Annotated in this window: 14 protein-coding genes; 5 read left to right on the top strand and 9 right to left on the bottom strand. The window is 35.6% G+C overall.

From position 1 onward, the window contains the following. Positions 1-71: 71 nt before the first annotated feature. Positions 72-2,987 carry a PQQ-dependent sugar dehydrogenase gene (locus BB050_RS20585; protein ID WP_066034938.1) on the bottom strand — a complete coding sequence of 972 codons (2,916 nt, stop codon included), beginning with the start codon at positions 2,985-2,987 and terminating at the stop codon, positions 72-74. 339 nt (positions 2,988-3,326) lie between these two features. Beyond that, positions 3,327-4,604 (bottom strand): acetyl-CoA C-acetyltransferase, encoded by a 1,278-nt coding sequence (locus tag BB050_RS20580; protein WP_066034937.1) that lies wholly within the window; start codon positions 4,602-4,604, stop codon positions 3,327-3,329. Positions 4,605-4,842: 238 nt separating this feature from the next. Between BB050_RS20580 and BB050_RS20575 the strand changes: the two genes are divergently transcribed. Continuing rightward, positions 4,843-7,281 carry a TonB-dependent receptor gene (locus BB050_RS20575; RefSeq protein WP_066034936.1) on the top strand — a complete coding sequence of 813 codons (2,439 nt, stop codon included), beginning with the start codon at positions 4,843-4,845 and terminating at the stop codon, positions 7,279-7,281. Positions 7,282-7,537: 256 nt separating this feature from the next. Here BB050_RS20575 and BB050_RS20570 read toward each other — a convergent pair whose 3' ends face one another. From BB050_RS20570 to BB050_RS20540, 7 genes are all read right to left on the bottom strand, one after another. Beyond that, entirely contained in the window at positions 7,538-8,560 is a 1,023-nt protein-coding gene (locus BB050_RS20570) for an LLM class flavin-dependent oxidoreductase (protein WP_066035248.1), read from the bottom strand. A 92-nt stretch (positions 8,561-8,652) separates the two neighbouring features. After that, the gene (locus BB050_RS20565; RefSeq protein ID WP_066034935.1) at positions 8,653-9,060 is read right to left on the bottom strand and encodes a DUF1634 domain-containing protein; all 408 of its coding nucleotides are present in this window, start codon (positions 9,058-9,060) and stop codon (positions 8,653-8,655) included. Next, positions 9,047-9,883 carry a sulfite exporter TauE/SafE family protein gene (locus tag BB050_RS20560; RefSeq protein WP_066034934.1) on the bottom strand — a complete coding sequence of 279 codons (837 nt, stop codon included), beginning with the start codon at positions 9,881-9,883 and terminating at the stop codon, positions 9,047-9,049. Before BB050_RS20560 ends, BB050_RS20565 begins: the two co-directional genes overlap by 14 nt. A 169-nt stretch (positions 9,884-10,052) precedes the next feature. Next, positions 10,053-10,487 carry a DoxX family membrane protein gene (locus BB050_RS20555; RefSeq protein WP_066034933.1) on the bottom strand — a complete coding sequence of 145 codons (435 nt, stop codon included), beginning with the start codon at positions 10,485-10,487 and terminating at the stop codon, positions 10,053-10,055. A 402-nt stretch (positions 10,488-10,889) separates the two neighbouring features. Next, positions 10,890-11,939: an alpha/beta hydrolase gene (locus BB050_RS20550; protein WP_206352863.1), complete on the bottom strand. Its 1,050-nt coding sequence runs from the start codon at positions 11,937-11,939 to the stop codon at positions 10,890-10,892. A gap of 78 nt (positions 11,940-12,017) precedes the next feature. Further along, entirely contained in the window at positions 12,018-12,890 is an 873-nt protein-coding gene (locus BB050_RS20545; protein ID WP_066034932.1) for a helix-turn-helix domain-containing protein, read from the bottom strand. 51 nt (positions 12,891-12,941) lie between these two features. After that, complete coding sequence (locus BB050_RS20540; protein WP_066034931.1) at positions 12,942-13,502, bottom strand: GNAT family N-acetyltransferase; 561 nt, start codon at positions 13,500-13,502, stop codon at positions 12,942-12,944. Positions 13,503-13,732: 230 nt separating this feature from the next. On the opposite strand from BB050_RS20540, the gene BB050_RS20535 reads away from it, so the two are divergent. The 4 genes from BB050_RS20535 to BB050_RS20520 all read left to right on the top strand — a co-directional run bounded on the left by BB050_RS20535 (position 13,733) and on the right by BB050_RS20520 (position 18,576). Further along, entirely contained in the window at positions 13,733-14,746 is a 1,014-nt protein-coding gene (locus tag BB050_RS20535) for a zinc-binding alcohol dehydrogenase family protein (RefSeq protein ID WP_066034930.1), read from the top strand. A 145-nt stretch (positions 14,747-14,891) separates the two neighbouring features. Continuing rightward, entirely contained in the window at positions 14,892-15,278 is a 387-nt protein-coding gene (locus tag BB050_RS20530; protein WP_083219887.1) for a DoxX family protein, read from the top strand. Between the two features lie 403 nt (positions 15,279-15,681). After that, the gene (locus tag BB050_RS20525; RefSeq protein ID WP_066034929.1) at positions 15,682-16,305 is read left to right on the top strand and encodes a GNAT family N-acetyltransferase; all 624 of its coding nucleotides are present in this window, start codon (positions 15,682-15,684) and stop codon (positions 16,303-16,305) included. 66 nt (positions 16,306-16,371) lie between these two features. Then, a complete protein-coding gene (locus tag BB050_RS20520; RefSeq protein WP_066034928.1) occupies positions 16,372-18,576 on the top strand; it encodes a TonB-dependent receptor in 2,205 nt (734 codons plus the stop codon). Positions 18,577-18,945 lie beyond the last annotated feature (369 nt).

Genomic DNA, 18,945 nt, shown 5'->3' with positions numbered 1-18,945 from the left:
TTGATGCAAAACTTTAAAAGCAACTATACTTTAGGGACTCCAATATACTATAAAAATCTTATAAAATAAAATTATTGTTTACTGATTATCATGGCTTTACTCGTTGTGTTAGATTTTATGAAATAAATGCCTGAAGGATATTCGGAGATCGAAATAATATTTCCTGCTCCTTGTTTAATTTTACTTCCTGTAACTGAATAGATAGTCCATTCTAGCTCTTTTGACAAATGAAATATTCCTTTTGACGGGTTTGGATAAACGATAATTTTATTGGATTCTGCATCCGGATTTTCTACTCCAAGATTACAATTATGGACGTCATAAGTAACTTTTTTTGTATTGCTTCCATTTGAATTAGTAACAGTTAAAGAAATTTCTCGATCTCCTTCTGTAGAAAAAATAACAGAATGCGGACCAATTCCAGTTGCAGTTTGCGGTTGTGCCCCAGCGCCAAAATTCCATGAATAAGAATCAACAGTGCCTACAGAAACTGAAGTAAAGGTGACAGCAGTATTCAAACATCCCATTTGCGGACTATATTCAAAATCGGCAATAGGAGCAGTGGTGCTTCCTGAAAGGACAAATTCCATTTTATTGACATTGATATCATTTTCTTCAAAATATAAAGTGATCACATGAGTTCCTTGTGTCAAAGCTATATTAGGAATTGCGACAGTCTGCCAGTCCTGAAAACCTCCTGTATTAGGTATATTGACAGTTCCAGTTAGGTTTGTGCCATCTACTTTTAAATGTAGTTTTCTGGTGTTGTAAGGAGTAGCAATTCTTAAATTTATCGTGTAATTTCCTGTTGTATTTACTTTGGCGGTATATTTCAGCCATTCATCTTTTACGACATAAGCCAAATTGAATCCGCCTTCGTTACAAGCTTCAGTTCCAACACGGTCGCCTGGTCTGTAAGCCGTATCTCCGCCAGCATTGATATCGAAAATAGCTTCTGGGCCAATATCATAATTTTCGGCTTCTATAATTCCAGGTATTTGCGCAATTATTCCCTGATAAGGTGCATTTTGAAGTGTAGTTGGGGTATAAAATGCGGTATAGGTAATTGCTCCTGAGGCTGGAGCCTTAAAGGTTTGATTGGCCGTTCCGCCTTGACTCCAATGATCAAAATCATAGCGGATATTGCCTACATACTGTGGTGTTGGAGCGTTTAGAGTCTGTAAAGCAGCATTGGCTACAACCTGTTTTGTAGAAGGCGCAGTAACTGGTTTTTGGTTGAATTCTAAATTAAGGGGCACTGGCGAACTTGCTGCCGTAACGTCAACCAAATTCGGTTTAATGTCTACAAAACTTGTTGCTGTCAATCCGTTGCTATCGGTTACTTTTACCGTAAAGCGATACCAAACATTTGGTGTTTTTTCGCCTTGGTTAGAAGCCGTAAAATTGCCTGATTTTACACCCTGCGGACTTGCTCCTGGATGCGAATGTCCTGCTCCTGGAACGTCTTCGTGAAAAAGATCCATGCTCCACGAAAAAGCACTTGCAGGTAGTGCTCCGTCTTCAACATCGTTTGCTGCGGCTTCGAAATAAATAATATCGTCAGCATTCCATTTTAATGTTGGTAATGGAGAAACAATAGAAACCGTAGGTGCATTGCTAAATGGCGTTACCGTTAATACTGCTTGATTACTGGTTACATTTCCCGCGGTATTGGTGACTATTACTCTATAATTTCCGGCATTTGCTGTTGTTACGTTTGGAATGGTAAAACTTGCACCAGTTGCCCCGTTTATATTGGCATTATTATATTGCCATTGATAGGTTAAACCCGTTCCACTTGCCGAAACTGTAAAAGTTACAGGTTTGGTTTCCATTATAGATTGTGAAAGTGGATGATTTACTATTGTTGGTGCTGCAGTTTCTATATAATCCAGCTTAATCAGCGAACCATTATTTCCATAAGCGCAATAATAAATATAACCGTCATTGCCTAACATCATTCCAAGAGCCTGTTGTTGCGGAGTGGTAAAAAAGACCGTCGAAACAGGATCGGCAACGTTTGGATCAAAAGACCTAATTTCTGTTCGTACAAAATCTTTAATGATAAATTTTCCTTGAAGATTTGGATAACGAGATATCGCAGGATTATAAAGTACGCCATTAGTCAAAGCATTTCCGATACTTCCAGTAGCATATGTAAAGATTGGATTGGTAAATAAGTTGGTTTCGGTTTGTTTTCCGTCGCCTCCTTGAGGATGACCCCACGCATAATTGCGTATTGTCGGATTACTGATTTCGTTTACTTCTTCCCATGAAGTTCCAACATCTAAGACAAATAGTTTGTTGGCAGTTTCGTTGGCAACTAATCTCCATGGGTTTCTAAAACCGTACACCCAAATGCTTTGTCTTTGTATAGAACCGCTTCCATAATAGGGATTTCCTGGCGCTGGCTGTCCGTCTTCAGTCAAGCGAAGAATTTTTCCTTTGTAAGTATCCAAATCCTGTGAATTGGTATTCAGCTGACTATCACCGACTGTTACATAAAGATAGCCGTTAAAAAATTTCAGGTCGCCACCATTATGAAAACCCTCACCAATGGGTTCCAAAAGCAAAATTTCTTGCCTGTTGATTACTTGGTTGTTAGCGTCAATCTTAATTCTTTCAATTCTATGTCGAATTACATTTGCTTCATTTATAGAGTAAAAAACATAAACGTATCCATTTGCAGCAAAGTTTGGATGCAAGGTTAGTCCAAGCAAACCTTGTTCTTTGTCTGTAACGGTAGTGACGGTAAAAACAGTAGACACTGCATTGTTCTGGAATACTTTTACAATACCCGCTCTTTCTGCTATGAAAATTCTTCCGTCAGAAGATTGTTCCAGCGCAAGTCCTTCTTTTATTACAGCTGTTGGAGCAAGGTTTTGGGTAATGTATTGCGAATAGGATAGGGAGTAAATAAATAAAACAGCAATAGATAAGAATTGCCTAAATCGTTTTTGAATTTTAAGTAGTAGATTTTTTCTCATAATTATTCAGAAATTTTATAGGTTTGGGTACTCAAATTTACCCCTTTTCTGTATAATTATTTAAGATTCTAATGTTATGTTTTCTTTAGACAGAATAACAGCCTGATTTGGATTAGGAATACTTGACTGTTAGAATTATTTTGTAAAGTTTTTGTAGTGTTTTGAATTGTTGGAAAAAACTACTGAAGAAGATTTATTTTGCATTTTTTTTCTGATGAATAATCTCTTCCTTCCAAATTTTATATCATCCATTTTAGGGATATTAAAAAAAAACTAAATCTGCGTGGTTTCTTTTCCCGCAGATTTAGCAGATTATAAAATTAAATTGTGAAAGAGGAATTATTTCTCAATTATCATCGTTACTCCTTGTCCGCCCGCGGCACAAATAGAAATTAATCCTCTTCCAGAGCCTTTTTCGTTAAGAAGTTTTGCCATTACGCCAATAATTCTTCCTCCAGTTGCAGCAAATGGATGCGCTGCAGCCAAACTGCTTCCTTTTACATTTAGCTTATTTCGGTCAATCGCGCCTAATGTTTTCTTTAAACCTATTTCGGCACTTAATTCTGGGCTTTCCCAAATTTTTAAAGTGGCTAAAGTCTGAGCGGCAAAAGCTTCGTGAATTTCATAATAGTCAAAATCTTGCAAGTTTAATTCTGCTTTTTCCAACATTCTCGATGCAGCGAATAAAGGCGCTAACAAAAGATTCTGTTGATTTTTAACGTATTCGATTGCAGCAATTTCTGCGAAAGTAATATAAGCTAAAATAGGAAGTCCCTGTTCTTTTGCCCATTCTTCGCTAGCTAGAAGCACACAAGAAGCCCCGTCTGTCAATGGAGTTGAATTTCCTGCGGTAAGAGTTCCGTTTACTTTATCAAAAGCAGGATTTAGTTTGGCCAATTTTTCAATGGTACTGTCTCTTCTAAGGTTATTATCTTTTTCCAAGCCGTTGAAAGGCGTAATCATATCATCAAAAAAGCCTTCATCATACGCTTTAGCCATATTCAAATGACTTTTTAAAGCAAATTGATCTTGCTCTTCGCGGGAAATTTTATAATATTTTGCAGTGATTTCAGTATGTCCGCCCATAGAAAGTCCCGTTTGTGATTCTTCATTTCGAGGCACTAATGGAGATAAATCTTTCGGACGAAGTTTTAGAAAGGTTTTGATTTTTTCTCCCAATGATTTTGCTTTTCGGGCATCTAGCAATATTTTTCGAAGTTTCTCGCTCACAGCAATCGGCATATCACTGATAGAATCTACACCACCCGCAATTCCAGAATCGATTTGTCCGAGTGCAATTTTATTTGCAATATAAATAGCGCTTTCAATTCCCGTATCGCAGGCTTGCTGTAAATCGCAAGCAGGAGTAGCGGGGTCAAGACTGGTTTGCATGACACATTCGCGAATCAAATTGTTGTCGTAAGTATGTTTGATTACGGCGCCTCCTGCAACTTCGCCTAATAATTTCCCTTTTAGATTGTATTTATCAATAAGACCATTGAGTGCAGCGGTCATCATTTCTTTGTTTCCTACATTGGAATAAGCCGTATTAGCTCTTGCAAAAGGAATTCTGTTATAGCCGACAATGGCAACTTTTCTTATGGTATTTGATTTCATATCAGGAAGTTATTTGTTTTTGGTTTTTGAAATTTAGAACTATAAAGATAGAAATAGATTTCGGTTTGATGCTTAATCTAGATTAATATTATCAGGAAATAACTTAAATATGTCTGATTTAAAATTTATTATTACTGATTTAGTATAATTTGTTGTATTTATTTAGAATGAATTAAAATAATTTGGAAAAGTTGAGATTTGCGTATACTTTTGTCGCTCAATTTAAAATCAAAACCAAATGAAAATAATTTTAAATCCAAAAGTTTATTTTTTTGTGCTGTTTTTGAGCTCATTAAATTTAATGGCACAACAGCTTGGAAATGTAAATGGGAAAATTTCTTTGAGTGGCAATAAACCAGCTGAAAATATTGCTGTCGCTTTAAAAGGAACAAAATATTCAGATATTACTAGTGTTTCAGGACATTATGAAATTAAAAATGTAAAGCCAGGAACATATACTATTGTATTAAAGGGTGTGGGAATTCAGCCTGTTGAGGATAAAATTGTAGTCAATTCAAAACAAACCACAACTAAGAATTTTTCTCTTTCTGAAAGCCAAGAAGATCTAGAAGAAGTGGTAATTAAAAAGAATAAATACAAGCAAGACAAACCTTCATTGTCTTTGCGTCTTCAGACTCCAGTTTTAGAGATTCCTCAAAACATACAAATTGTAAGCGGACAGACTTTAAAAGACCAGCAGATTACGAGCATGAGTGACGGTGTGATTCGTAACGTGAGTGGTGCTGTACGTTTGGAGCATTGGGGAGATTTGTATACGAATATTACAATGAGAGGTTCTCAAATTCAGGCTTTTAGAAATGGTTTTAACGTAGTTTCTTCTTTCTGGGGACCATTAACAGAAGATATGAGTTTTGTAGATCATATCGAGTTTGTAAAAGGTCCTGCTGGTTTCATGCTTTCAAGCGGTGACCCAAGCGGATTATACAACGTGGTGACTAAAAAGCCTACGGGAGTAACAAAAGGCGAAGTAAGTGTACTTGGCGGAAGCTACGATTTTTACAGAGTAAGTCTTGATCTTGATGGAAAATTAGATAAAAAAGGAAAATTATTATACCGTTTTAACGGAGCAGCACAAAAGAAAGGATCATTCCGTCCGTTTGAGCATAACGACCGTTACGTAATTGCTCCTGTAATTTCTTATCAGATTGATGATAAAACAAAATTGACATTTGAATACAACTTTCAATATGCAAATATGACCGAAGTAGGTTCTTACTATGTTTTTGGACCACAAGCAGGAGGTTATGCAACCTTACCTCGCAATTTTACAATGACACAGCCAGGATTGCCAGACACAAACATTCAAGATCATAGTGGTTATCTACAGTTCGAACATAAGTTTGACGAAAACTGGAAACTTACAGCGCAAACGTCTTATTTTAAATACATTCAGCAGGGATATAGCTCTTGGCCGGGTGTTGTTGGTCCTGGACCAGTTGATAGAAATTTTGATGGCATTCCGGAAGGAAACCTTGCTGCTGGTGAGATTATCAGAAATGTTGGTATTTGGGATGCAGAAAGTAATATGTATTTAGGACAGATTTTCGTAAACGGAAAATTCAATACAGGAAATGTTTCTCATAAAGTATTGGGTGGAGTAGATTTAGGAAACAAAGATTATATGGCAGATTGGGGACAATCTCATGATTTAGATACAGTTGATAATCCGTTTAATGTTTATAATCCAAATTATGGTACGCCATCAAATGGTTTACCGCAATTTGATCACGATACTCCTTTAAGCCAAAGAGCTGGCGGACTTTACGGTTCGAAATATGCGGCAGGTTATGTTCAAGATGAGCTTGGCTTTTTAGAAAATAGATTAAGATTGACCCTTGCTGCAAGATATACTTGGATTAGTCAAACTAGCAGCTACGAGGCAGAACCAATTGAGGATAGCCATATTACGCCTCGTGCTGGTTTAAGTTATTCTATTACTGATGATTTTGCAGTTTACGGGTTATATGATCAAGCTTTTACACCTCAATCTGGTGTAGTGAGAAGTGGCGATGTAAAACCTCTTACTGGAAATAATGTTGAATTTGGACTTAAAAAAGATTGGTTTGACGGTTCTTGGAATACAAGTGTATCGGTTTACAATATCTTAAAGAAGAATGAGTTAACAGCAGATCCTAGTAATCAGCCAAACGAACAGTATAAAATTGTTTTGGGAGAAAAAAGAGCTCGCGGTGTTGAATTTGATGTTAGAGGAAAAATCTTTGATGGCTTAAATCTTATTGCAAATTATGCCTTTACAGAATCAACGGTAACTAAAGTTGATCCAGCTGTTTCTCAAGCTAATGGTATTAATGTTGGAGATATTGTGCCTGGTTATGCAAAACACACTGCAAATGCATGGTTAAATTATACGCTTCAAAATGGTAAACTGAAAGGTTTTGGCGCTTCTATAGGAGGAACTTTCCTTGACGGACGTCAGACGGATACTTGGAGTGAAGGTCTTCAAAAATTACCTTCTTACTTTAAATTGGATGGAGGTTTATCTTATGAAACTGGTAAAGTCAAAGTTACTGCAAACGTATTCAACATCTTAGATAAATATTTATATAGCGGTTCATTCTACAGTTGGTTAAATGCTTATTACTGGCAGGCTGAAGCTCCAAGAAATTTTAGAGTTGGGGTTACTTATAAGTTTTAAAGGGGCTAAGGTTCTGAGGGACTAAGATTCTGAGGATTATAGTAACAAAGTAACAAAGGAATAAAGGCTTTAGACAAACTAGAGATGTTTGTCTAAAGCCTTTAATTTTATTTTATAATTTCATCCAGCTAAAGCTGGACGCTATTCATATTTTTTAATCCTTTTAATCTGTGTATCCCGATAGCTATCGGGAGTGGCTTAAAAAAAAATCTTTGCGTCTTTGCTTCCGATATTTATCGGGATTGCGAGAATATAATTATGCCTCCTTAATCAACGGAATCAATTTTGTACCAATCAATTCAATGGCATTCATTAATTGTTTGTGTGTCAAGCCAGCATTATCCATTTGGAAAGTGAATCGATCCACTCCGCCCAGTGCTTCACTGTGACGAAGGATTTTCTCTGCAGCTCTTTCTGGACCTCCAACGATTAAAACGCCTAAATCATCAATTAACCCGTCAAATTTTCCTCTTGTTACAGGAGGCCAACCTCTTTCATAGCCTAATTTGGTCCATAATTCAGCATATCCAGGATAGTATTCTTCAATTGCTTTTTCTGTGGTGGTACTAACATAACCTGGTGAATGCAAGCCCACTTTCAACTCTTCAGGTTTATAGCCAGCTGCTTTTCCAGCTTCGCGATATAAATCGATTAAAGGTCTGAAACGATGTGTTTGCCCGCCAATTATGGCAACCATTAAGGGAAGTCCCAACGAACCTGCTCTAATAAAAGATTCGGGTGTTCCTCCAACGCCAAGCCAAATAGGCAATTTTTCCTGTAAAGCTCTTGGATAAACCGGTAAATTATTTAGCGCAGGACGAAATTTTCCTTCCCAAGTAACAAATTCATTGTCTCTGATTTGAAGCAATAGCTCGAGTTTTTCTTTAAAAAGAGCATCATAATCTCTCAAATCATATCCAAAAAGGGGATAAGCTTCAATGGCAGATCCTCTTCCCACAACAATTTCAGTTCTTCCTTTTGAAATTAAATCTAAAGTCGCAAAACTCTGATAAACTCTAACAGGATCTGCTGCACTTAAAACGGTTACAGCACTTGAGAGTCGAATATTTTTTGTCCTTGCCGCCGCTGCACTCAAAATAACAGCTGTAGCAGAATCTAAAAATTCTTTCTTGTGATGTTCTCCAATTCCAAAAACATCAAGTCCAGCCTGATCTGCAAATTCGATTCTCTGCAAAAGCTGCTCCATAGCGTCAACGCTGCTCAGCGTGTTGTTGTCACCATACATTGCCGAAGCAAAACTGTCTATTCCTATTTCCATAAGCTTAATTTTAAATTCCAATATTGAGAAATTCCAAATTCCAAATTCCAAATTTCAAAATCTAAAATCTGAAATCTAAAATCTACAATTATCTAGTGTGAGAATCCAAATGAAATACTGATAATAATAATCGCAATAACAATTAATGTAATGCCGACATATAAATAATCTTTTTCTAATAAAAACGAAAATAGCGAAAGCAAAACACGCAATACAGGTGTAAGGAAAAGCAAAATAATACCAGTAAATATTAAGGATTCACCATTTCCTTGAATTGCACCATTGTAAACAGCCGCAATTACTTCAAATATATTTCGGTCATTTTCTTTAAAAACAGAATAGTCTTCAATCTGACTTCCGTTGTGAATCAAATATACAATTCCGCCAATAAAGGCTACTGACAGTGAAATCCAAACTCCGTAACGAAGCAGGTTTCCTATAATGGTCTGAAAATCTTTTTCTCCAAATTTTTCTTCCTGTACCATATTAGATTTTTCCATTTAGTCCATTATAAATCATGTTTATTGCCAAAACAAAAATCAGGCAGGCAAAAAATATTCTCAACTTCTTCGGATTTGTTCGTACTAAGATCTTGGCTCCAGCCATGGCACCAAACAAAACTCCAATTACAACCGGCATACAGATTCCAGGTTCGATATATCCTTTTTGAATATAAATTACAGAACTCGCCATTGCTGTAACTCCCATCATAAAATTACTGGTTGTGGTGGAAACTTTAAAGGGAACGCGCATGATATTGTCCATTGCAATCACTTTAAAAGCGCCAGAACCAATTCCGAGAAGACCAGACATCATTCCGGCAACTCCCATCATGCTGAAGCCGCCAAGCACGTTTTTAGTTCCGTATTTTATGATCTCACCATCGTGAGAAGGATAAGTTCCGTCTAATTTTAGTTTTTTTGCCAGCGGACTAGACTCCAAGACAATGTGTTCTTCTTTTTTTCGTAACGAATTAATTGCAGAAAAAATCAGCGTTAAACCGAATAAAACCGCTATAAAAGAAGTAGGGGCAATTGTAGAAAGCAAGGCACCACAAACTGCTCCGATAGTAGTGGCGATTTCGAGAAAAATTCCCATTCGCATGTTGGTAATTCCCTCTTTTACATAAGCTGCGGCAGAGCCAGAAGAAGTAGCAATAACAGAGACCAAAGCGGCTCCAATGGCATAATGAATATCGACACCGAGAATAATAGTAAGAAGCGGAATAATAATGATACCGCCTCCTAAGCCTGATAATGAACCTATAAATCCAGCTAAAAAAGCGCCTAGAATCATTATCAGTGTAAAGGTAAGTATTGTCATTTAAGGTATGTTTTTGTATTTGCTAATTTACGAATACAAATTTGTTCGAAACAGCTTTATGACCTTAAATATACCTTAAAAATGTTTGCTATTTTGGGTTTGTTGTTTTGGTCTACTAGAAACTTTGTCAAAGTTTAAAACTTTGACAAAGTTTAATGGCTGCAATAAGTTATATGCGATTGTCAACTGCGTAAGATGTTTTTCCAATATTAGCAAGCAATAAAGCCGCTGCAGCACTTGTCCAAACTGAATAATCAAAAGGTGCTTTTACAGAAACCGAAACTGACATGGCAAAGGCAAAAAAGAACATTAAAAAGGTAGTTCCTAAAGCGGCAAGCCTAGTTTTGAAACCGAATAATAATAATAGACTGAGCAAAACCTCAAAAAAAGTTGCGACTCCTCCTAAAATTTCAGATATGGTTCGGTTTGCATATGGGTTGAGTGTTTGTGTATAAGTAACAAAATTATCCCAATTTCCCCAAGCGACTTGGTGGGAACCTGGTGCGCCCCAAATTCCAAATCGGTCTGCTATGGCCGAAAGCATCGTGATGGCTAAAACTATTCTTAAAATTAAACCTGCTTCTAATATGGTTATGTTTTTCATTCTGATTATTAATTTTTATTGCAATTTCATTCTGCAAATTTTATCTCAAAAAAGACAAAAATTGTCGAACTGTTTTTTTTAATAACGACAGAATCATCGTCAAATTGTTTAAAATAAACGACAAAATGCATAAAAAAGGGGTTGTTTTAAAAGAATAGCTTTTTTGAATGGATGTTGGGAACGAAAATTATTTTATTGGTAAAGCCCCAGCGGGGCACAATATTTATAGAATTTCAATGTAACATATGGTAAAAGCTCCGGAGGAGCAACATATTTCTATAATATATGTCGCTCCTCCAGAGCTTTATATTGTAACCGTTTATTCTTTTCTATAAATATGCCGCTTCTCTGAAGCTTAAAAAAAAAGCTTTCCAAAAAGGAAAGCTTTTTTGTTTTGAATTCTTATTTCAATGTCGTTTTGATTACAATTGCTGCTTGTTGTACAGCTGTTTGAATAGCTGGCACATTGGCAATCGGATTTAAAAGTCCGTAATCGTGAATCAAACCGTTGTATCTTGTTAAGGTTACAGGAACTCCAGCTTCATTAAGTTTTCTGGCATAAGCCTCACCTTCGTCTCTTAAAACGTCATTTTCAGCAGTTTGCACTAGAGCAGGAGGTAAGCCTTTTAATTCAGCTAAACTAGCTTGCAATGGAGAAGCATATTTTTCGGTTCTTTTTGCAGTATCAGGCAAGTAATTATCCCAGAACCATTTCATCATATTTTTAGTCAAGAAACGTCCGTTGGCATATAAATTATAAGATTCAGTTTCAAAATTAGCATCGGTTACAGGCCACAATAAAACTTGTAATTTAATATGCGGCCCTTTTTTATCTTTAGCCATTAAAGTAATCGCAGCAGTCATATTTCCGCCTACACTGTTTCCAACAACAGCAAGGTTTTTACCATCTACGCCAATTTCTTTTCCGTTTTCAGAAACCCATTGTGTTGCAGCGTAAATTTCGTTAATCGCTACTGGATATTTGGCTTCAGGAGATGGCGTATAATCTGGGAAAACTGCAACAGCACCACTTTCTACAACCAGATCTCTCACTAATCTTCTATGAGTAGGATAATCGCCTAAAACCCATCCACCGCCATGAATAAAGATAAAGACAGGTGCATTTGCTTTTGCTCCTTTAGGTTTTGTAATATGGATTTTTACTTTTAATCCGTTTTGTGAAATTACTTTTTCAGTTTCTTCGATACCAGAATAATCTACTTGAACCGATTTTTGAGCACCTACTAAAACGTTTCTTGCATCTGTAACAGATAATTGTTCTAATGGTTTTCCGTCACCTGAATTCAATGCATTTAAAAAGCTGCGGACCTCTGTAAAGATTTCTGGGTCATTTTGCCCTTTATAAGGTCTTTCTTGTGCTGAAGCAACTGTATTTACGATTAATAATGCTGCAATAAATAAACTTTGCTGTAATACTTTAATAGTTTTCATATCTTTTATGTTTTAATTATTTATAATTTGATAGGACAAAGATATGGCGCTAGTAAAGCTCTGAAAATGGATAAAAGTCTATTCTAATTGTACATTTTTCCCTTGAAGGTATTTTTTCTTGAAATTAGACGGAGTGTCGCCAACTTTATTGGTAAAAAGTCGGTTAAAATAAGCTGGATCTTCATATCCAAGTTGGTAAGCAATTTCTTTTACACTTAAAGAAGAATACCCCAAAAGCCTTTTTGCTTCCAGAATAATGCGGTCTTTTATAATATCGTTTGGCTGTGTCAGTTCCAGACGATTGAATTTATTAGATAGGGTTTTAGGAGCAACGCCTAAAATATCGGCATAATCGGCAACTGTATGTTTGGTTCTGAAATGAATTTCGACCAAACGGCTGAAATCTCTAAAGAAATCCATTTCTTTAGAAGACTCTTCATTTAAAACACCTAATTGCTGAATTTTCCAGATTCGCGTCGCTTTAATAATAAGTTGTTTCAAATACGTTCGAATCATTTCTTCCTGAGACGAATCGGGAGAAACAAACTCTTCCTGAATCTGATTGAAAATGCCTTCAATAAACAAAACCTCTTTATCGGGCAAAGTGGTCATCGGCATTTCGAATATATTATTGAATAGCAATCCGTCGCAGGCTACTTCGGCATCGTGAATCTGCACACAGTAAAAATCACGATTGTAATACATAAAATACCCCTGCTTTTTTCCTTCCTTATTAATCTGCAGATATTGATTGCTGTTGATAAAAAACAGAGAAGGGCTTTTGGTTTGATATTGTTTAAAATCAATAGTAACCTGATAATCTTCCGGAAGATATAAGACCTTAATATACGCTTTGTATTCGTCGCTGTTTATTGCTTCTACAGTTTCCTGATTCAGAACCAGAAATCCCAGTTTTTTATAATTTGATTCAAATACATTATTAAGGTTCATTGCGGTTTGTTTTGGATTTAAAATTAATGATTTTCTTTAGCGAAAGCAGTACTATTCATTGCCAATTTGAAGATGTTCCAGTTTTTTGCCAACCAAAGTTTTTTCGCCCACAATTTTAAATCCGAGTTTTAAATAAAGATTCTTCGCCAGCGGATTTTCTTCTTCTACCAATAAACCTAATGTCTGTTTGTTTTGATGTACATATTCATTAATTAGAAAAACAAGCAGTTTAGAACCAATTCCTTTTCCCTGATGGTTTGGATTTACGCCTAATGAATCAATGTAAAATTCTCCAGCACGTGTTTCAAACTCGGGATCAAATTCTGGATTATAATGTGCTCTAACATATTCCACAATCGGATTTCGTAAAGCTTCTATATCAGAACCATTGTAAATATTAACTGCGCCTATGATTTCTCCATTTTCCTCAGCCACAAAACAGTTTTGATACGAATATTGGTTGTTTTCTCTTTCAACGAAATATTCCAGAAAGTCTTTCGCGGAAGCGTAATCATTCTTAGCAATAAATTTGTAGATAATATCTTCCATTGCTAATAATAATATAGGAGCAATATATTTTGAGTCTGATTTTTCGGCTTTTCTGATATTCATGTGGAAGATTTTAGTACAAACAAATTTACTTCATTTAAATATTTTCTCTCGCAGATTCTGCAGATTTAGCAGATTAATATTTGAAATATCTGCATAATCGCTAAATCTGCGGGAGAAAGAAACTTAGAATCTTTGAAAAAAATGTACAAATATACGCTCAATATATACCAATCAGGAGATTTTAACTCGTCTTATATTTGTATAACAATTTTAATTTAAACATTAAAACAATGAAAGCAATAGGATTTAAAACATCATTACCCATAGAAAACCCAGAAAGTTTTATCGAATTTGAAACCGTAAAACCAGTCCCTGGACCACACGATTTATTAGTTAAAATTGACGCGATTTCAGTCAACCCCGTCGATTTTAAAATTCGTCAGAGTTCGGCAAAAGAAACCGTTTTGAATACCCCAAAAATCATTGGTTGGGATGCTGTCGGAATTGTTCAGGCTGTAGGAGAGAGCGTTACATTGTTTGAAGTTGGAGATCCTGTATATTACGCTGGAGATATTACCAAACAAGGAAGCAATGCTGAATATCAGATTATTGATGAAAGAATTGTAGGCAGAAAACCAAAATCATTATCAATTGAAGAATCAGCTGTGATTCCGTTGACGGCTTTAACGGCTTGGGAAATTTTATTTGACAGAATCAGAATTACGGCCGATAAAGACAAAGGAAAATCTATTTTAATTATTGGAGGAGCAGGCGGAGTCGGTTCGATTGCGATTCAATTGGCCAAGAAAATTGCAGGTTTAACTGTTATCGCAACAGCCTCTCGTCCTGAAACAATTGAATGGTGCAAACAGCAAGGAGCTGATTTTGTGGTAGATCATAAAAATCTGATTTCTTCTGTTCGAGAAGCTGGTTTTGAGCATGTTGATTTTATTCTAGATTTCGTAGACACCAATGCTTATTGGGACACGATGGTTGAATTGATTAAACCGCAGGGACATATCGCTTCGATCACCGGAAGCGCTGAGCCTGTAGTTTTGAATAAACTGAAAAGCAAAAGTGTTTCTTTTTCTTGGGAATTAATGTACACTCGATCAATGTATCAGACAGAAGATATGATTGAACAGCATAATATCTTAAATATTGTAGCAGACTTGTTAGACGACGGCATTCTGAAAACTACATTGAACACAACTTTAAGCGGACTTACAGCCGAAAATCTTAAAAAAGCACATGAACTTTTAGAATCAGGAAAGACAATTGGAAAAATTGCGATTAAGTTCTAAAACATAAAATCGGCATTCTGATAGCTTAGAATAGTTATTTGGAACAGTTTTAAATAATGTTGTTTTTAAATAAGAAATTTTTGTATTTTAGTCGGCTTACAAACCAAATTGAGTATAAATTTTTTAACCTAAAACAAAATTATTTATGATTTCAAAAAACACAGACCTTGGATTATTACTGTTGCGCATCAGCACTGGTGGGTTAATGCTTTTTCACGGTGTTTCTAAAGTGATTCATGGAGTTTCGTTCCTTGTAGAAAACTTGGGTGCATTTGGATATGCGGTTTACATCGGAGAAGTTTTGGCGCCAATTGCCATTTTATTAGGATTCAGAACTAGAATTGCAGCAGTTCTTTTGGCAATAACTTGTGTGGTGGCAGTTGCAACAATGCACAGTCAGGAAATTTTTTCAATTAGTGAGCATGGAGGATATGCTTTAGAATTATTAATGCTGTATTTTTTAGGCGCTCTTGCATTGTTTTTTACTGGAGCAGGTAAATTTGCCATTTCCAAAAACAATCAGTGGGATTAATTTACAAATCAATTATAATAAATTAAAGAAGCTCTAAATTTCGATTTAGGGCTTTTTTATTTAAATCCCTTTCATTTTGAAAATCATCGTATCATTTTGATAGCCATTTCTCAATTAACTCAAACTGATTTTTTATTATTTGTTTTAAAATGAGTGGTTTATTATATAATGAGTTCCTGTGGCACGCCTTTTGTTTTTATGTTGAGGATTATTAAACAAGCCCTTAATTGTAAAACATGTAAAGAATATGAAAACAAGTAACAAAAGAAATAAAGAAATCACAAAAACGTATTTTTCAAATAAATCTAGACGAAACAAAGATCGATTCGTCAACTTAATGGTATTTACGGTTGTTCTTTTTATTACGGTTATGCTAATCGCTAAAATAGTTTAGTGCTATAATATGAAAACCATTCGGAACAGAACAGATACGGCTGTTTTTTCTTTAAATGAAAAAGTTTGCGAATCTTATGATTTCGTTATTGAAGAAGCAACGGCTAAACATATTTTCTATATAAATGAGATCTGTGAAGAGACATTATCATCTGCGAAAGCTCGAGGAACAGGCATTTCAGGCCGACCGCCAGAACTGCTTGAGAAAAAGATGAAAGAAGGTGAAGCCATTATCGCATTTGCACCAGACGGAAAATGGGCAGGTTTTGCTTTTATATCTTTATGGGAAAACGGGAAATATGTTTCTAATTCTGGATTAATTGTCGCACCTGAGTTTAGACATACAGGTTTAGCCAAAAAAATCAAAAGAAAAATCTTTGAACTTAGCCGTAAAAAATATCCAAAAGCACAAATATTTAGCTTGACGACAGGTCTTGCCGTTATGAAAATGAATCACGAACTCGGTTTTGAACCCGTAACTTATTCTGAATTACCAAATGATGAACTTTTTTGGGAAAACTGCAAAAGCTGTATCAATTGTCCAATATTATTGAGCAAAGAAAGAAAGAATTGTTTGTGTACTGCCATGCTCTACGATCCTAAGAGCAACAATATCTCAGATTCTCTGGAATAAACCTGAAAAATGCTTTTTTATGCTATTTTTGCGCTCAAATTATTCCAATAAGTTACCAAAATAGCAATGAAATCTTTATCAGCACTTCTCTTTTTTATTCTCTCTTTTTCTATTAATGCACAATCAGTAAATGGTATCGTAAATGATTCTGATGGAAAAGCATCAGCAGAAGTTTTAATTCGAAATCTAAATTCAAAAACACATGCACATACCGATGCAAATGGAAAATTTACCTTAGAAGGAACACAGATAAATGATAGTCTGATTATTACCAAAAAAGGATTTTCAACTCAAAAAATAAAATTAGCCTCTTTAGATTTTCTTTCCATTCAATTAGAAGAAAAACCATTTTTGTTGGAAGAGGTTAAGATTGACAATAATCTAAAATACCTAAATACCATTTCTAAAATCGATTTTGAAATTCAGCCTATTTCAAATTCTCAGGATTTACTGCGTAAAGTTCCAGGGCTTTTCATTGGTCAGCATGCGGGTGGAGGAAAAGCAGAACAGATCTTCTTAAGAGGTTTTGACTGCGATCACGGAACCGATATTAATATCACCGTTGACGGAATGCCAGTAAATATGGTTTCACACGCGCATGGACAAGGTTATTCTGATCTGCACTTTGTAATTCCAGAAACAGTCGATAATATTGATTTTGATAAAGGTGCTTATTTTGTAGATAAAGGCGATTTTACAACTGCTGGATATGTTGGCTTTAATACCAAAAATGCTTTGCAAAATAGCTCTATTTCTTTTGAAGGAGGGCAATTTGATACTTTTCGTACCGTTGCTATGTTTAATTTATTGAATAAAGAAAGCCAATCGGCTTATTTTGCTGGAGAATATATGATGACCGATGGTTATTTTGATGCTCCTCAGAATTTTAACCGAATTAATTTGTTTGGAAAATACAACGCTAAAATGGAAAACGGAGATCGTCTGGCTATTTCGGTTTCGCATTTTAAAAGCCAATGGGATGCGAGCGGACAAATTCCTGACCGTGCGGTAAACGACGGAACAATTTCGCATTTCGGAGCAATCGATCCGAATGAAGGAGGAAATACAGACAGAACCAACTTTAATCTGCAGTACGATGCAAAAATTGACGAAAACACGCATATAAAAAGCAGCGCTTATTTAAGCAAATATGATTTTGAATTGTATTCTAATTTTACATTTTTCTTGAATGATCCTGTAAATGGAGATCAGATTAAGCAGAAAGAGAACAGAACTATTGTAGGTTTTCAGTCTGAATACGATCAGAAACTAAATGAAAAATGGCGTTTTAAACTAGGCGCTGGACTTCGAAATGACAATAATAAAGATGTAGAATTGTCTCATACGTTAAACAGAAAAACAGTTTTAGAATATTTGAGTTTAGGAAATGTCAACCAAACCAATTTATTTACCTATTCAAGTCTTGATTTTACTGCTGGAAAATGGTTAGTAAACGGTGGATTGCGTTTGGATTATTTCAAGTTTGGTTACGAAGATCAGTTGGCTGTAACTTACACCAATCAGACGCAGACCAAGGCAATTGTGAGTCCGAAATTGAACTTTTTGTATACTCAGAATGACAAATTGAATTATTTTTTGAAACTAGGAAAAGGTTTTCACAGTAATGATACGCGAGTGGTAGTGGCGCAAAAAGGAGAAAAAATCCTTCCAGAAACATACGGTGCAGATTTAGGTTTAAACTGGAAACCATTTCCAAGAATGATTATCAATTCGGCTCTTTGGTATTTATATCTAGCTCAGGAATTTGTGTACGTAGGAGACGAAGCTGTTGTTGAACCAAGCGGAAAAACAGAACGTAAAGGTTTTGATTTTGGAATTAGGTATCAATTGACCAATTGGCTGTTCTGGAATGCAGATTATACCTATACGAACGCAAGAGCAATTGACGAAACAAAAGGTAATGATTATTTGCCATTGGCTCCAAAAAACACTTTGATGAGCGGACTTTCGGTAAAGGATTTAAAAGGCTTCTCAGGAAGCATAAGAACCCGTTTCTTAGGCGACAGACCAGCAAACGAAGACAATTCGGTTGTAGCAAAAGGGTATTGCATAACTGATTTTTCTGTTAATTATCAGATTAAGAAAGTTTCGATTGGCGTAAACATCGATAACATTTTTGATGCCAAATGGAAAGAAACGCAATTCTTGACAGAATCAAGATTAGCAAATGAAACCGATCCTGTTGAGGAAATTCATTTTACTGCAGGAACGCCGTTTAATGCACGTTTGATCTTGAAATATACATGGTAGAAATTGATTAATGCGGCAATTAGAAAATGTGCCAATTAGATAATGAGAGTAATTATCTAATTGGCACATTTTCTAATTAGTGGTTTATTTTAAATTGAATTGAGTCGAATTGAATTGAATTGAATTGAATTGAATCGAACCCTTCATTTTTAATAGGTGCTATCATTCCGTAGGAATGTTTCGTCGGTAGAAAAAAAATGGTGTCCAGCCCAATTCACGTTCCGTAGGAACGTTTGATAGGTTAGATATAAAAAACGATGAAACCAAACAAACGTTCCTACGGAACGTAAAAACGATTTAAAAAACATATTTTTTCTACCGATGAGATGTTCCTATGGAACATTTATCTCTTATCGTTTAAAATTCCAT

It is taken from the genome of Flavobacterium anhuiense (assembly GCF_001705175.1).
Taxonomy (GTDB): domain Bacteria; phylum Bacteroidota; class Bacteroidia; order Flavobacteriales; family Flavobacteriaceae; genus Flavobacterium; species Flavobacterium anhuiense.
This window is presented reverse-complemented; position numbering and strand designations above follow the sequence as displayed.

What these genes read in the sequence shown, in the direction of transcription:
- BB050_RS20585 (WP_066034938.1), bottom strand. Translation starts at nt 2,987, where the DNA reads ATGAGAAAAAATCTACTACTTAAAATTCAAAAACGATTTAGGCAATTC.
- BB050_RS20580 (WP_066034937.1), bottom strand. Translation starts at nt 4,604, where the DNA reads ATGAAATCAAATACCATAAGAAAAGTTGCCATTGTCGGCTATAACAGA.
- BB050_RS20520 (WP_066034928.1), top strand. Translation starts at nt 16,372, where the DNA reads ATGAAATCTTTATCAGCACTTCTCTTTTTTATTCTCTCTTTTTCTATT.
- BB050_RS20545 (WP_066034932.1), bottom strand. Translation starts at nt 12,890, where the DNA reads ATGAACCTTAATAATGTATTTGAATCAAATTATAAAAAACTGGGATTT.
- BB050_RS20550 (WP_206352863.1), bottom strand. Translation starts at nt 11,939, where the DNA reads ATGAAAACTATTAAAGTATTACAGCAAAGTTTATTTATTGCAGCATTA.
- BB050_RS20540 (WP_066034931.1), bottom strand. Translation starts at nt 13,502, where the DNA reads ATGAATATCAGAAAAGCCGAAAAATCAGACTCAAAATATATTGCTCCT.
- BB050_RS20575 (WP_066034936.1), top strand. Translation starts at nt 4,843, where the DNA reads ATGAAAATAATTTTAAATCCAAAAGTTTATTTTTTTGTGCTGTTTTTG.
- BB050_RS20560 (WP_066034934.1), bottom strand. Translation starts at nt 9,883, where the DNA reads ATGACAATACTTACCTTTACACTGATAATGATTCTAGGCGCTTTTTTA.
- BB050_RS20555 (WP_066034933.1), bottom strand. Translation starts at nt 10,487, where the DNA reads ATGAAAAACATAACCATATTAGAAGCAGGTTTAATTTTAAGAATAGTT.
- BB050_RS20570 (WP_066035248.1), bottom strand. Translation starts at nt 8,560, where the DNA reads ATGGAAATAGGAATAGACAGTTTTGCTTCGGCAATGTATGGTGACAAC.
- BB050_RS20530 (WP_083219887.1), top strand. Translation starts at nt 14,892, where the DNA reads ATGATTTCAAAAAACACAGACCTTGGATTATTACTGTTGCGCATCAGC.
- BB050_RS20535 (WP_066034930.1), top strand. Translation starts at nt 13,733, where the DNA reads ATGAAAGCAATAGGATTTAAAACATCATTACCCATAGAAAACCCAGAA.
- BB050_RS20565 (WP_066034935.1), bottom strand. Translation starts at nt 9,060, where the DNA reads ATGGAAAAATCTAATATGGTACAGGAAGAAAAATTTGGAGAAAAAGAT.
- BB050_RS20525 (WP_066034929.1), top strand. Translation starts at nt 15,682, where the DNA reads ATGAAAACCATTCGGAACAGAACAGATACGGCTGTTTTTTCTTTAAAT.